The following is a 13,883-nucleotide window of genomic DNA, read 5'->3' on the forward strand; positions in this document are numbered from 1 at the left end:
AATGCGGCGGGCGCGGGGCGGGCCTGTGCGCGCGCGCGGGCATCTCGCCGCGGCGCCGGCGACCCGACGCCCTGCGAAGGAGACGCGACATGGATGACCTGCGACCCGTCGCGACAGCCGGGCAGAGCTACACGTTCGGCTATCTCGACGACCAGACCAAGCGGATGATCCGCCGCGCGCTGCTGAAGGCGGTCGCGATCCCGGGCTATCAGGTGCCGTTCGCCAGCCGCGAGATGCCGATGCCCTACGGCTGGGGCACCGGAGGCGTGCAGGTCACGGCAGCCTGTCTCACGCCCGAGGATTGCCTGAAGGTCATCGACCAGGGGGCCGACGACACCACCAACGCGGTGTCGATCCGGAAGTTCTTCGAGCGTGTCGCAGGTGTCGCGACGACCGAGAGGACCCCCGAAGCCAGCGTGATCCAAACGCGCCACCGGGTGCCCGAGACGCCGCTGCGCGAGGACCAGATCCTCGTCTACCAGGTGCCGATCCCGGAGCCGCTGCGGTTCCTCGAACCGCGCGAGACCGAAGCGCGGAAGATGCACGCGCTCGAGGAATACGGGCTCATGCACGTGAAGCTCTACGAGGACATTGCCCGGCACGGCCATATCGCAACCTCATACGCCTACCCGGTGAAGGTCGAGGGGCGCTACGTGATGGATCCCTCGCCGATCCCCAAGTTCGACAACCCGAAGCTGGAGAGCCCGGCGCTGCAACTCTTCGGCGCGGGGCGCGAACAGAGGATCTATGCATTGCCGCCGCACACGCGGGTGGTCAGCCTCGATTTCGAGGACCATCCGTTCGAGCCGTCGAAGGCGGACCATCCCTGCGCGCTGTGCGGGGCGGAGGACAGCTACCTCGACGAGGTGATCACCGACGATTCCGGCACGCGGATGTATGTCTGCTCGGACACCGATTACTGCGCCACCCGCCGCGACCAGATCGCGACCACCGCCACCGGAGACCGTGCTTGAGCCACCAACCTGCCATCGTTCCCTACTTCTCGTATGTCGACGCACGCGCGGCGATCGGCTTTCTGACCGCGGCATTCGGTTTTCGCCTGGTGCAAGCCTTTGACGGGCCCGACGGGCGCGTCCTGCACGCCGAACTCGCGCACGGCACCGGCGTGATCATGCTGGGCAGTGCCGACACGGCGCCGGCCACCGGAAGCCCCGGCACCTACCTCGTGGTCGACGACGTCGATATGCACCACGCGACCGCCGCGGCGCGCGGCGCGGACATCGTCTATCCGCCCGAGGACACCGAATTCGGTACGCGGCGGTATCGGGCGCGCGATCCCGAGGGACACGAATGGTCCTTCGGCACCTACGCGCCCGCGCCCGATGCGCCGGACCGGGGCACGCCGTGACGCCGCTTCTCGACGTGCGCGGGATCGGCAAGCGCTACGGGTCCCGGCTCGGCTGCACCGGGGTGAGCTTCGACCTCTGGCCCGGCGAGGTCATGGGGATCGTCGGTGAGAGCGGGTCGGGCAAATCGACGCTGCTCGGGTGCCTGTCGGGACACCTGGCGCCCGACGAGGGACAGGTGATTTTCGACACGCGGGACCGCGGCCCGGTCGATACGCTCGGCCTGTCCGAGCCCGAGCGCCGCATGCTCGGGCGCACGGACTGGGCGTTCGTGCACCAGAACCCGCGCGACGGGCTGCGGATGGGCATCAGCGCCGGCGGCAACGTGGGCGAGCGGCTGATGGCTGTCGGCCAGCGGCACTACGGCGCGATCCGCGCCGAGGCGACCGACTGGCTCGGCCGGGTCGAGATCGCAGGCGACCGCATCGACGACCGGCCGCGCGACTTTTCCGGCGGTATGCAGCAACGGCTGCAGATCGCGCGCAATCTCGTGACCGGGCCGCGGCTCGTCTTCATGGACGAGCCCACCGGCGGGCTCGACGTGAGCGTGCAGGCGCGCCTTCTCGATCTCGTGCGCGGGCTCGTGCGCGAGATGGGATTGTCGGCGGTGGTGGTGACCCACGATCTGGCCGTCGTGCGGCTTCTCGCCGATCGGCTGATGGTGATGAAGGACGGGCGCGTGGTCGAGGCGGGACTGACCGACCAGGTGCTCGACGATCCGCAGGACGCGTATACCCAGCTTCTGGTGTCGAGCGTGCTGCAGGTGTGAGACCGGCGTGGGGGCTCTGCCCCCACACCCCCGGGGTTTCGAGGCAAGATGAAGGATCGGCCGCGGGGCCGGACGGAGAGGCGGAGCGATGATAGAGTTGCGGGACGTGTCGAAGAGCTTCACGCTCCACAACCAGGGGGGGGCGGTGATCCCGGTGATGCGCGGCGCGGCGCTGCGGGTCGCGCCGGGCGAATGCGTGGCGCTGACCGGGGCGTCGGGGGCGGGCAAGTCGACCCTGATGCGCCTGATCTACGGCAATTACTGCGCGGCGTCGGGCAGCATACGGGTGGGCGCCACCGACGTGGCGCGGGCCGCGCCGCGCGAGATCATCCGGCTCCGGCGCGAGACGCTGGGCTATGTCAGCCAGTTCCTGCGGGTGGTGCCACGGGTCGCGACGCGCGACGTGGTGGCCGAGCCCTGTCGCGCCGTCGGGGTGCCGCGGGCCACGGCCGTGGCGCGCGCCGAGGCGCTGCTGCAGCGCCTGAACGTGCCGCGGCCCTTGTGGGAGCTGTCGCCGACCACCTTTTCCGGCGGGGAGCAGCAGCGGGTCAACATCGCGCGCGGCTTCGCGCAGGACCTGCCGGCGCTTCTTCTCGACGAGCCGACCGCGAGCCTCGACGTGGCGAACCGGGCCGTCGTGCTGGAGCTGATCGCCGAGGCGAAGGCGCGTGGCGCGGCGATCGTGGGGATTTTCCACGACGCCGCCGCGCGCGACGCGGTGGCCGATCGCGAGGTCGACGTGAGCGCGTTCGCGCCCGGGCGCGCGGTGTGACGGGACGGGCCTTCGCGCTGGTCGGGCCCTCGGGCGCCGGCAAGGACACGCTCCTGGCAGCCGCGGCCGCGCGGCGGCCCCGGCTGCACGTGGTGCGGCGGGTCGTCACCCGGCCGGAAGCGGCGGGCGGCGAGGATTTCGAGGGGGTGAGCGCCGAGACATTCGCCGCGCGCCGCGCCGCCGGCGCTTTCGCGCTCGTGTGGGAGGCGCATGGGCTGTGCTACGCTCTGCCGGAGAGCGCTCGTCGGGTGCAGGCCGAGGGAGACGACGTGATCTTCAACGGCTCCCGGGCGATGCTGAGCGCGGCGGCCGCGGTGTTTCCGCGGTTGCGCGTGCTTCTCGTGACCGCGCCGCGCGACGTGCTTGCAGCGCGGTTGGCCGAGCGCGGCCGCGAAGACGCCGCGGAGATCGCGGCGCGGGTGGCGCGCGTGCCGCCCCCGCTGCCCGCGGCGCTCCCGGTGACGGAGATCGACAATTCCGGCGCGCTGGAGACGGCGCTCGCGCAGCTTCTTGATGCGCTTCAGCCGGACAGGGCGTAGCGGTGCAGGAGATGGAACATCCCGTCCTCGGCCTCTCCGAAGAGGGCGAGCGAGGTCACCGCGAAGGGTGCGGGCAGCACCGGGGCGATCCAGGCCGCGAGCGCGTCGTGCGTGGCGTCGCGCTCTTCGGGCGGCAGCGGCCCGGTCAGCGTGACGTGGAAGCGGAATTCTTCCATCACGTAGGGATAGCCCCAGCGCGCGAGCAGGGCCTCCTGCCGCTCCGACAGGCGGGCGGCGCGGCGCCGGGCGCTCTCGGCCTCCGTCGGGGCCGCGCGGTGGTGGTCGAGGTCGGCGACCGTCGCCGCGGCGAGGGCTGCGAGGGGTGCAGTGTCGCCCTCGGGCACGAGGGCGAGGAACGGGCCGATCTGCGCCAGTCGCAGGCCTGGCAGGGTGACCGGCGCGGTGCGCGCGGCGAGGGCCGCGACGTCGGCGGCGAGGGCGTCTTGCGTGCTGTCCGGGGACAGGCGGAAGGGCGGCTTCAGCGTGCCGTGCACGCCGTACTTGCGCGGGCGCGCGGTGATCTCGGAAACCGGGCGGGGCAGGCCGGGAACGTCGGGCGGATCGCGCGGCACGCCGGCGCCGGCGTCCCAGCCGAGCCAGCGCGCGGCTGTGTCGGCAAAGACGCCCGGCTCGGGCGCGTAGTAGACGGCGTAGCGGGTGTAGTCGGTCACGTGTGTCGGCCTAGATCGGGACTGTCACGGCGCGCGGCCGCACCCATGATGAAGCAGGACAGCGAGGCAGAGGCAAGATGACCGAGATCATCCTGACGAATGCGCGGATCGTGGCGCCGGAGGAGGTGATCCACGGGACGCTCGTGTTGCGCAACGGCGTGGTCGCCGACATCTCGGGCGGGTCGAGCGCCGCGCGCGGCGCGGAGGATTGCGGCGGCGATCACCTGATACCCGGGTTGATCGAGCTGCACACGGACAACCTCGAGCGGCATATCGAGCCGCGCCCCGGGGTCGACTGGCCGCACATGACGGCGATCCTCGCCCATGACGGGGAACTGGCGAGTGCGGGTATCACCACGGTCTTCGACGCCATGCGCGTGGGCTCGATCGTCACCGACAACGAGACCGACTACGCGCAGTACGCCCGCGCGCTGTCGCGGGAGATGTTCGCGCTCCGGGCGAAGGGCGCCTTGCGGATCAGCCATTTTCTGCACCTCCGCGCGGAGGTGTGCTCGGAAACCCTGCTCGACGAGCTGGGCGAGTTCGGGCCGGAGGACCGCGTGGGCATCCTGTCGATCATGGATCACACGCCGGGCCAGCGCCAGTTCCGCGACGTGTCGAAGCTGCGCGCCTACGTCATGGGCAAGCACGGCGTCGACGAAGCCGGGTTCCAGCGGCACGTCGCCGGGCTGAAGGCGCTGCAGGAGCGCTTCGGCGCGGCGCACGAGGCCGGTGCGGTCGAGGCGGCACATCGCCTCGGCGCGGTGCTGGCGAGCCACGACGACACCACCGAGGCGCAGGTCGCGACGAGCGCGGGCCATGGTGTGCGGCTGGCCGAGTTTCCCACGACGGAGGAGGCGGCGACGGCGTGCCACGCCCACGACATCGCGGTGATGATGGGGGCGCCGAACCTGATCCGCGGCGGGTCGCATTCCGGCAACGTGGCGGCCGAGACGCTGGCGCGCGTCGATCGGCTCGACATCCTGTCGTCGGACTACATCCCGTCCTCGCTGATGCTGGGGGCGTTCCGGCTGGGGACGCTTTGGGACGACCTGCCGCGCGCGATCCGCACCGTCACCGATGCCCCCGCGCGGGCCACGGGGCTTGCCGACCGCGGACGGCTCGCGCCGGGCCTGCGCGGCGACGTGGTGCGCGTGGTCGAGGTGGACGGTACGCCGGTCGTGCACGGGGTCTGGAGCCAGGGCCGCAAGGTCGGTTGAGCGGCGCGCGGAGGTGCCGCACAAGAGTTGCGTAGCGCGGGCTCAGGCTGTCAGGTCGGCCGGTTCCGGCAGGTTATGCGCGCGACAGCAGGCGGTGGTCGTGTTCGCCAGCAGGCAGGCGATGGTCATGGGGCCGACGCCGCCGGGCACGGGAGTGATCGCGCCGGCGACCTCGGCGCAGCTGTCGAAGGCGCAATCGCCGACGAGGCGGGTCTTGCCGTCGCCCGCGTCGATCCGGTTGATGCCGACATCGATCACGGTCGCGCCGGGCTTGACCCAATCGCCGGTGACCATCTCGGGCCGGCCGACGGCGGCGACGAGGATGTCGGCGCGGCGGCAGACCTCCTGCGGATCGCGGGTGCGCGAATGCGCGATGGTGACCGTGCAGCTGTCGCCGAGCAGGAGTTGCGCCATCGGCTTGCCGACGATGTTGGACCGGCCGAGCACGACCGCCTCGAGCCCGGACAGGCTCCCGAGGTGGTCGCGCAGCAGCATCAGGCAGCCGAGCGGCGTGCAGGGCACCATCGCCTTTTGCCCGGTGCCGAGCAGGCCGACATTCGACACGTGGAACCCGTCCACGTCCTTGGCCGGGTCGATCGCGTCGATCACGAGGCCCGCGTCGACATGCGCGGGCAGCGGCAGTTGGACGAGGATGCCGTGCACCGCGGGATCGGCGTTCAGCTGCGCGACGAGCGCGAGCAGATCGTTCTCGGACACGCCGGTGTCGAGCCGATGCTCGAACGAGTTCATGCCCGCCTCGACCGTCTGCTTGCCCTTGGAGCGGACGTAGACCTGGCTGGCGGGATCCTCGCCCACCAGCACGACGGCAAGCCCCGGGGTGATCCCGTGATCCTCGCGCAGCCGCGCCACGTGTGTCGCCACGCGGGCGCGGATTCCGGCGGCGAAGGCCTTGCCGTCTAGGAGAGTCGCGGTCATGGGCGGGTCCTTTGATCTGTCGGCGGTACGGGAAGCGGGTCGGTCGGTTTGTTGGGCGCTGAGGCGACGGGCGGATCAGGGCCCGAGCGTCGCTTCCTCCCGCCGGATCGACCAGTCGATGAGATGCCGCCAAAGCGCTTCGGCCAGATCGGGGTCCAGCCCGTGGGCCACGGCGCGACGGCGGATGTTGCCGACGACCTCCTCGACCCGCGCGTCGATGCGGGCCGGCAGATTCTCTGCCGGTTTCAGCACCGCGGCGCGGTCGATCAGCCGCGACCGGTGCGCCAGCATATCGACGAGTTCGCGATCGGTCGCGTCGATCTCTGAGCGAAGCGCCGCCATGTCGGACAGCGTTTCGGGGTCTCGCATGGGGTCGGCCTTTCGGTCAGGGAGCAGTCGCGCGCGACACTGCACCGGCCGCGCGCGCTCTGCAAACCCTCAGAACAACCCTTCGATCTGGCCGTCGTCGTTCAGGCGGATGACCTCGGCCGACGGAACCTTCGGCAGGCCGGGCATGGTCATGATCTCGCCGCAGATCGCGACGACGAAGCCGGCACCGGCCGACAGCCGCACCTCGCGGATCGGCAGATCGAACCCGGTCGGCGCACCGCGCGCCGTGGGATCGGTCGAAAAAGAGTACTGCGTCTTTGCCATGCAGACCGGCAGATTGCCGTAGCCCTGCGCCTCCCAGTCCTTGAGTTGCGCGCGGATCTTGGAGTCTGCGACGACCGCGCCGGCGCGGTAGATCTTGTGCGCCACGGTCTCGATCTTCTCGAACAGGTCCATGTCGTCGGGATAGAGCGTGCGGAAATCCGCGCTCCCGCCATCGGCGATCTCGGCGACGCGGGTGGCCATCTCGGTCATGCCGGCAGAGCCGTCGGCCCAGTGGCGGCACAGGATCGCCTCGGCGCCCTCGGCGGCGACGAACTCGCGCACCGCGTCGATCTCGGCCTCGGTATCGCCGGCGAAGTGGTTGATGCCGACGACGACCGGCACGCCGAAGCTTTTGACGTTGGCGATGTGGCGGCCGAGGTTGGCGCAGCCGGCCTTGACCGCCTCGACGTTCTCGGCGCCGAGGTCCGCCTTGGCGACGCCGCCGTTCATCTTCATCGCCCGCACCGTCGCGACGACAACCACGCAATCTGGCGCGAGGCCGGCCTTGCGGCACTTGATGTTCATGAACTTCTCGGCGCCGAGATCGGCACCGAAGCCGGCCTCGGTCACCACGTAATCGGCAAGCTTGAGCGCGGTCTTGGTCGCGATGACCGAGTTGCAGCCGTGCGCGATGTTGGCGAAGGGGCCGCCGTGGACGAACGCGGGGTTGTTCTCGAGCGTCTGCACGAGGTTCGGCTGCATCGCATCCTTCAGGAGCACCGTCATCGCGCCGTCGGCCTTGATGTCGCGGGCAAAGACCGGCGTCTTGTCGCGGCGGTAGGCGACGATCATCGCACCCAACCGCTCCTGCAGGTCGGCGAGATCCCTGGCAAGGCAGAGGATCGCCATGACCTCGGAGGCCACGGTGATGTCGAAGCCCGCCTCGCGCGGGAAGCCGTTCGCGACGCCGCCGAGCGACGCCGTGATCTGGCGCAGGGCGCGGTCGTTCATGTCCATGACGCGGCGCCAGCTGACCCGGCGGACGTCGATGTCCTCCTCGTTGCCCCAGTAGACATGGTTGTCGATCATCGCGGCGAGGAGATTGTGCGCCGAGGTGATGGCGTGGAAGTCGCCGGTGAAGTGGAGGTTCATGTCCTCCATCGGGACGACCTGCGCGTAGCCCCCGCCGGCCGCGCCGCCCTTCATCCCGAAGTTCGGGCCGAGCGAGGCCTCACGGATGCAGATGCAGGCCTTCTTGCCGATGGCGTTCAGCCCGTCGCCGAGGCCCACCGTCGTCGTCGTCTTGCCCTCGCCGGCGGGGGTCGGGTTGATCGCGGTCACGAGGATCAGCTTGCCGTTCGGCCGGTCGGCGAGGCTGTCGATGAAGTCCTGCCCGACCTTCGCCTTGTCGTGACCGTAGGGCAGCAGGTGCTCGCCCGGGATGCCGAGCGTTTCGCCGATCTCCTGGATCGGACGTTTCTTCGCCGCGCGGGCGATCTCGATGTCGGTCTTGGGTGCCATCTGCCGGTCGGTCTTTCTGCTGGAATGAGAATGCGCTCCGGGCCGCATCAAGCACGCCCGCGCCGGGGGCCACAACGACGGATGCGACCCAATCGCGGCCCCGCGCGGCACAGGCGCGGCCCGGGCGGGGCGGTTCGGCCGCAAGGTGCGCCGATCGGAAACGCGTCGGCGCGGTCGGGGCCGCGGGGCGGGCTGCCGCGGCGCCCCGGCCCGGCGGACGCGCGGGTGGGACGTGCGGGAGCCTCCGGCGGGGGTTTTCGGCAAGATGAAGCCGGGCGACGGCGCATCGACCGGACGGGCGCGCGGGCCCGCAGCTGCGGGTGGCGCCGCGCTCTAGCGGTCCTCGCGCTCGGCCAGGCGGCGCTCGATCGCGTCGAGACGGCGCAGCACCTCGTCGCGGTAATCCGTGGTCGCGGCGTTCGATTCCTCGGCATGCGCTTCCTGCATGGAGTTCACGATCAGGCCGACAACGAGGTTCACCACCGCGAAGGTGGTCACGAGGATGAAGGGCACGAAGAACGCCCAGGCCTGCGGGTACACCTCCATCACCGGGCGCACGATGCCCATCGACCAGCTTTCGAGCGTCATGATCTGGAACAGCGAATAGGCCGAGAGCGGGATCGAGCCGAACCAGTCGGGAAACGTGTCGCCGAAGAGCTTCGTGGCCATGACGCTCGAGATGTAGAAGATGAGTGCCATCAGCAGGAACACCGAGGCCATGCCGGGCAGGGCGGAGACGAAGCCCTCGACCACGCGGCGCAGCGTCGGCGCCACGGACACGATGCGCAGGAGCCGCAGGATCCGGAGCGCGCGCAGGACCGACAGCCCCTGCGTCGCAGGAACCAGCGCGATGCCCACGACGATGAAGTCGAACACGTTCCAGCCGTTGCGGAAGAAGGCCCCCGGGCCGCGGGCATAGAGCTTGGCGGCGATCTCGACCACGAAGACCGCGAGGCAGGCGCGGTCGAGCGCGACGATCAGCGCGCCGGCGGTGGCCATCACCGCGTCCGAGGTCTCGAGCCCCAGGATCACCGCGTTGAACAGGATCACGCCGGTGATGACGTTGCGGGTGGCGGGCCGGTCGAGGATCGCGGAAAGGCGCTGGCGCAGGGACATCCGGGCTCCGTGGAACAGGTGGCGGCGCCTTATTGCGGCCTTGCGCGCCCACGGGCAAGGGGGCGGGCCGGGTGTGGACGCCACGCGCCGCCGCGGGCATAGACGGCCAGGGCGCATTTCGAGGAGGACGCATCATGGCGAAGCCGAGGATCCTGCTGACGCGCGCGTGGCCCGAGGCGGTCGAGGCCCGGCTCGCCCGCGACTACGACGCCGTGCTGAACCGCGAGGATACGGCGATGGGCACCGCCGAGATCGGCGCGGCGCTCGCCGAGTTCGATGCGGTCTGCCCGACGGTGTCCGACCGCCTGCCGGCGGAGATCTTCACCGGCGGCCACCGCGCGCGGATCCTCGGCAATTTCGGTGTCGGGGTGAACCATATCGCCGTGGACGCGGCGCGCACGGCCGGGATCGAGGTGACGAACACGCCCGGCGTCCTGACGGATTGCACCGCCGACCTCGCGCTGACGCTGATGCTGATGCTCGCGCGGCGCGCCGGCGAGGGGGAGCGCGAGGTTCGCGCCGGGCGCTGGTCCGGCTGGCGGCCCACGCACATGATCGGCGCGCGACTCTCGGGCAAGACGCTCGGGATCGTCGGCATGGGGCGGATCGGGCTCGCCACCGCGCGGCGCGCGCAGGCGGGCTTCGGCATGCGCGTCGTCTACTACAACCGCAGCCCGGTTCCGGCCGAGTCGCTCGCCGGGCTCGACGCGGCGCGCCTCGACACCGTGGATCAGGTGATGACGGCGGCCGACGTGGTGTCGCTGCACGTGCCGGGCGGCGCCGGGACCGCGGGGCTGATCGACGCGGAGCGGCTCGCCTTGCTGGGTCCGGAGGGCTTTCTCGTCAACACCGCGCGCGGCGATGTCGTGGACGAGGCGGCGCTCGTCGCGGCGCTCGAGGCCGGTGCGATCGCGGGCGCCGGGCTCGATGTCTACGCGGACGAGCCGCGCGTGCCGGAGGCGCTAACTCGGCGCGACGACGTTGTGCTTCTGCCGCATCTGGGCTCGGCCACGCGAGAGACGCGCGAGGCGATGGGCCACATGGTGGCCGATACGCTCGACGCGGTCTTCGCCGGGCGCGACGTGCCGAATCGGGTCGGCTGAGAGACGCCGAATCGCGTTGTCAGATGGGGCGTGGACCTGCTAGGTTTAGTGGCATGACCCGCCACAGCCCCAATATCCGCGCAGAACGCGCGCCGATCCGGCAACTGGACGATGCCGCGATCAACCGCATCGCCGCCGGCGAGGTGGTGGAGCGTCCGGCATCGGCGGTCAAGGAGCTGGTGGAGAACGCGATCGATGCCGGGGCGCGGCGGATCGTCGTGGAGATCGCCGACGGCGGCAAGACGCTGATCCGGGTAGCCGATGACGGCTGCGGCATCGCGCCGGAAGATCTGCCGCTCGCGCTGTCGCGGCACGCGACGTCCAAGATCGATGGCTCCGACCTCCTCGACATTCATACCTTCGGCTTCCGGGGCGAGGCGCTGCCGTCGCTTGGCGCGGTGGGCCGTCTGACCATCGCCTCGCGCGCCGAGGGCGGCGAGGCTGCCGAGATCGCGGTCTCGGGCGGCGTCATGGCCGCGGTGAAGCCCTGCGCGCGCGAAACCGGAACGACCGTCACCCTGCGCGACCTGTTCTTCGCGACGCCGGCGCGGCTCAAGTTCCTGCGCACGGACCGGGCCGAAGCGCAGGCCGTGGGCGAGATCGTGCGCCGTCTCGCCATGGCCGAGCCCGCTGTGGGTTTCACGCTCCGCGACGTGTCGGGGGGTGGCGAGGGACGCGTGACGTTTCGCGCCGATCCGGTGACCGGCGATCTGTTCGATGCGCTGCGCGGGCGTCTCGGCCAGGTGATGGGCCGCGAGTTCACCGAAAATGCCGTCGCCGTGGACGCGACGCGCGAGGGGATACGCCTCACCGGATTCGCGGGCCTGCCGACCTATTCACGCGGCTCCGCGGTGGCGCAGCATCTCTTCGTCAACGGCCGACCGGTGAAGGACCGGATGCTGCTCGGGGCCTTGCGCGGTGCGTATCAGGATTTCCTGTCGCGCGACCGGCATCCGGCGGTGGCGTTGTTCGTGGATTGCGATCCGCGCGCCGTCGACGTGAACGTGCACCCGGCGAAATCCGAGGTGCGCTTCCGCGAGGCGGGGATCGTGCGCGGGCTGATCGTTTCGGGTCTGCGCCATGCGCTGGCCGAGGCCGGTCACCGCGCCTCGACCACGGTGGCCGGCGCGGCGCTCGGCGCGATGCGGACCGAGCCCGCGGGCCCGGCCCGGATCTACCAGATGGACCGGCCCTCATCCGGCGCGCGCGCCGCGGCGCATGCGGCGCAAGCGCCCGGGTTCGCCGAGTTCGAAAGCGCCTGGAGCGGCCGCGTGGTGGAGCCGGAGCCTGCGGCCGAACGTGAGGCCGATGCCGATAGCCCGGCCGAGGCGCACCATCCGCTCGGTGCGGCGCGCGGTCAGGTGCACGAGAACTACATTCTCGCGCAGACGGCGGACGGTCTGGTGATCGTCGATCAGCACGCGGCGCACGAGCGGCTGGTCTACGAGAAGCTCAAGGCGCAGATGGCCGCGACCGGGGTCGCGGCGCAAGCGTTGCTCATCCCGGAAATCGTCGAACTGTCGGCCGCGGACTGCGCGCTCCTGCTCGACGCCGCGGAGGATCTGGCCCGTTTGGGACTGGCGGTGGAAGCTTTCGGCGGCGGCGCAGTGGCCGTGCGCGAGACGCCGGCGATTCTCGGCGAGGTCAACGCCGAAGCGCTGGTGCGCGATGTGCTGGACGAGTTGTCCGAGGCCGGCGGGTCGGACCTCGTGCGGGAGCGGCTGGACGCGATCCTGTCGCGCGTGGCCTGCCACGGATCGGTGCGCTCGGGCCGCCGTATGCGGGCCGAGGAAATGAACGCACTTCTGCGGGAAATGGAGACGGTGCCTCATTCCGGGCAATGCAACCACGGCCGGCCCACATACGTCGAATTGAAACTCTCTGATATCGAGAAGCTCTTCGGGCGCACATGATCGACACGCTGTCCGCCAAACTCGCTGCCGGCGATCCCCTCGCGCTGGCCGGATTGGTCGCGTGTGCCGCTCTCGTGCTGCTGGTCCTTCTGCTCCTGGCACTCATCGCGCGGACGGGGCGCGCGGCGCGCACGACCGAGACCCTCGCCTATCACCTTGGCCGGATGGGGCAGGACGTGCGCGGGCTTGCACAGGGTCAGACCCAACTGTCGGGCAGCCTTCAGACGGTGTCCGAAACCGCCGCGCAGTCGCAGATGCACGTGTTGCACACTGTCGAGACACGGCTTGCCGAGGTGCAGCGGCAGATGGGCGAGCGGCTGGCCGACAGCCAGCTTCGGCAGGCGCGCTCGATGGCCGACATGCAGGAAAAGATGAACGAGGTTCTCGCCGGGCAGGCGCAGAAGACGGCGACCTCGCTCACTCAATTGCAGGAGCGGCTGGCAACGATCGACAAGGCGCAGGACAACATCACCAAACTGTCTGGCGACGTGCTGTCGCTGCAGGACATCCTGTCGAACAAGCAGACGCGCGGCGCCTTCGGCGAGATCCAACTGACCGATATCGTGGGCAAGGCGCTGCCGTCGGACAGCTACACCCTTCAGGCGACGCTTTCGAACGGGCGGCGGGCGGACTGCCTGATCCATCTGCCGAACCCGCCGGGGCCGATTGCCGTCGATTCCAAGTTCCCGCTCGAGGCGTTCGAGGCTTTGCGCCGGGTCGAGACGCAGGACCAGGCGACGCGCGCGGCGCAGGCCTTCAGGTTGTCGGTGAAGAAACACATCCGCGACATCGCCGAGCGTTATATCCTCGAGGGCGAGACCGCCGACGGCGCGATCCTGTTCCTGCCGTCCGAGGCGGTCTATGCCGAACTCCACTCCAACTTTCCCGAGCTCGTGCGCGAAGGATTCGCGGCGCGGGTCTGGATCGTGTCGCCGACGACCTGCATGGCCACGCTCAACACCATGCGCGCGATCCTCAAGGACGCGCGGATGCGTGAGCAGGCGGGCGCCATCCGCAAGGAGCTCGGGCTGCTCTATGCCGATGTCGACCGTCTGGGTGCGCGGGTCGAGAACCTCGACCGGCATTTCGGGCAGGCGCAGAAGGATATCTCGGAGATCCGCATCAGCGCCGAGAAGGCCGGGCGTCGCGCACGCCGGCTCGACAATTTCGACTTCGAGGAACTCTCTGGCGAGCCGGCGGACACCCGCGCGCTGACCGGGACAGAGTGAGCCGGCCGCGGCGCCGGACATTTCCTCTTTTCATTCGTCGCCTAAGTCGTCCAACCTGACCCGGGTGTCGCGCGGGCTCGCGCGGGACCCCACCGCCTCCAGCCGTGCCGCCAGATGCGCGCGGGGGCGTGGC

The 13,883-nt window shown here is 70.5% G+C and carries 14 protein-coding genes; 9 read left to right on the forward strand and 5 right to left on the reverse strand.

Annotated elements, in window-relative coordinates; all coding sequences use genetic code 11:
* The first annotated feature begins 89 nt into the window (after nucleotides 1-89).
* The 5 genes from ROJ8625_RS15360 to phnN all read left to right on the forward strand — a co-directional run bounded on the left by ROJ8625_RS15360 (nucleotide 90) and on the right by phnN (nucleotide 3,447).
* Complete coding sequence (locus ROJ8625_RS15360) at nucleotides 90-974, forward strand: alpha-D-ribose 1-methylphosphonate 5-phosphate C-P-lyase PhnJ (protein ID WP_085792767.1); 885 nt, start codon at nucleotides 90-92, stop codon at nucleotides 972-974.
* Entirely contained in the window at nucleotides 971-1,369 is a 399-nt protein-coding gene (locus tag ROJ8625_RS15365; protein ID WP_085792768.1) for a VOC family protein, read from the forward strand. The genes ROJ8625_RS15360 and ROJ8625_RS15365 overlap by 4 nt, the downstream gene beginning before the upstream one ends.
* Complete coding sequence (phnK, locus tag ROJ8625_RS15370; protein ID WP_085792769.1) at nucleotides 1,366-2,136, forward strand: phosphonate C-P lyase system protein PhnK; 771 nt, start codon at nucleotides 1,366-1,368, stop codon at nucleotides 2,134-2,136. Before ROJ8625_RS15365 ends, phnK begins: the two co-directional genes overlap by 4 nt.
* 88 nt (nucleotides 2,137-2,224) lie before the next feature.
* On the forward strand, nucleotides 2,225-2,908 hold the full coding sequence (phnL, locus tag ROJ8625_RS15375; protein ID WP_085792770.1) for a phosphonate C-P lyase system protein PhnL: 684 nt from the start codon (nucleotides 2,225-2,227) through the stop codon (nucleotides 2,906-2,908).
* Nucleotides 2,905-3,447, forward strand: a complete 543-nt coding sequence (gene phnN, locus ROJ8625_RS15380; protein ID WP_085792771.1) for a phosphonate metabolism protein/1,5-bisphosphokinase (PRPP-forming) PhnN — start codon at nucleotides 2,905-2,907, stop codon at nucleotides 3,445-3,447. The genes phnL and phnN overlap by 4 nt, the downstream gene beginning before the upstream one ends.
* Here phnN and ROJ8625_RS15385 read toward each other — a convergent pair.
* A complete protein-coding gene (locus ROJ8625_RS15385) occupies nucleotides 3,429-4,118 on the reverse strand; it encodes a DUF1045 domain-containing protein (protein ID WP_085792772.1) in 690 nt (229 codons plus the stop codon). The two genes, phnN and ROJ8625_RS15385, sit on opposite strands and share 19 nt — an antisense overlap.
* Nucleotides 4,119-4,195: 77 nt before the next feature.
* Here ROJ8625_RS15385 and ROJ8625_RS15390 point away from each other — a divergent pair, with 77 nt between their 5' ends.
* Nucleotides 4,196-5,338: an alpha-D-ribose 1-methylphosphonate 5-triphosphate diphosphatase gene (locus ROJ8625_RS15390; protein WP_085792773.1), complete on the forward strand. Its 1,143-nt coding sequence runs from the start codon at nucleotides 4,196-4,198 to the stop codon at nucleotides 5,336-5,338.
* Nucleotides 5,339-5,380: 42 nt separating this feature from the next.
* Here the strand turns inward: ROJ8625_RS15390 and folD are convergent, their stop codons facing one another.
* The 4 genes from folD to ROJ8625_RS15410 form a co-directional block, all read right to left on the reverse strand.
* On the reverse strand, nucleotides 5,381-6,274 hold the full coding sequence (gene folD / locus ROJ8625_RS15395) for a bifunctional methylenetetrahydrofolate dehydrogenase/methenyltetrahydrofolate cyclohydrolase FolD (protein WP_085792774.1): 894 nt from the start codon (nucleotides 6,272-6,274) through the stop codon (nucleotides 5,381-5,383).
* 75 nt (nucleotides 6,275-6,349) lie between these two features.
* Nucleotides 6,350-6,643, reverse strand: coding sequence for a chorismate mutase (locus ROJ8625_RS15400; protein WP_085792775.1), 294 nt, complete (start codon nucleotides 6,641-6,643; stop codon nucleotides 6,350-6,352).
* Nucleotides 6,644-6,712: 69 nt separating this feature from the next.
* Nucleotides 6,713-8,389, reverse strand: a complete 1,677-nt coding sequence (locus ROJ8625_RS15405) for a formate--tetrahydrofolate ligase (RefSeq protein ID WP_085792776.1) — start codon at nucleotides 8,387-8,389, stop codon at nucleotides 6,713-6,715.
* Between the two features lie 333 nt (nucleotides 8,390-8,722).
* Nucleotides 8,723-9,505, reverse strand: coding sequence for an ion transporter (locus tag ROJ8625_RS15410; RefSeq protein WP_085792777.1), 783 nt, complete (start codon nucleotides 9,503-9,505; stop codon nucleotides 8,723-8,725).
* 134 nt (nucleotides 9,506-9,639) lie between these two features.
* Between ROJ8625_RS15410 and ROJ8625_RS15415 the strand changes: the two genes are divergently transcribed.
* Genes ROJ8625_RS15415 through ROJ8625_RS15425 form a run of 3 tightly spaced genes read left to right on the forward strand, consistent with a single transcriptional unit; the run spans nucleotide 9,640 to nucleotide 13,750 of the window.
* Nucleotides 9,640-10,608 carry a 2-hydroxyacid dehydrogenase gene (locus ROJ8625_RS15415; protein ID WP_085792778.1) on the forward strand — a complete coding sequence of 323 codons (969 nt, stop codon included), beginning with the start codon at nucleotides 9,640-9,642 and terminating at the stop codon, nucleotides 10,606-10,608.
* A 53-nt stretch (nucleotides 10,609-10,661) separates the two neighbouring features.
* Nucleotides 10,662-12,521 (forward strand): DNA mismatch repair endonuclease MutL, encoded by a 1,860-nt coding sequence (mutL, locus tag ROJ8625_RS15420; RefSeq protein ID WP_085792779.1) that lies wholly within the window; start codon nucleotides 10,662-10,664, stop codon nucleotides 12,519-12,521.
* Nucleotides 12,518-13,750, forward strand: a complete 1,233-nt coding sequence (locus tag ROJ8625_RS15425) for a DNA recombination protein RmuC (RefSeq protein ID WP_085792780.1) — start codon at nucleotides 12,518-12,520, stop codon at nucleotides 13,748-13,750. The genes mutL and ROJ8625_RS15425 overlap by 4 nt, the downstream gene beginning before the upstream one ends.
* The last annotated feature ends 133 nt before the right edge of the window (nucleotides 13,751-13,883 follow it).

It is taken from the genome of Roseivivax jejudonensis (assembly GCF_900172265.1).
Lineage (GTDB): Bacteria > Pseudomonadota > Alphaproteobacteria > Rhodobacterales > Rhodobacteraceae > Roseivivax > Roseivivax jejudonensis.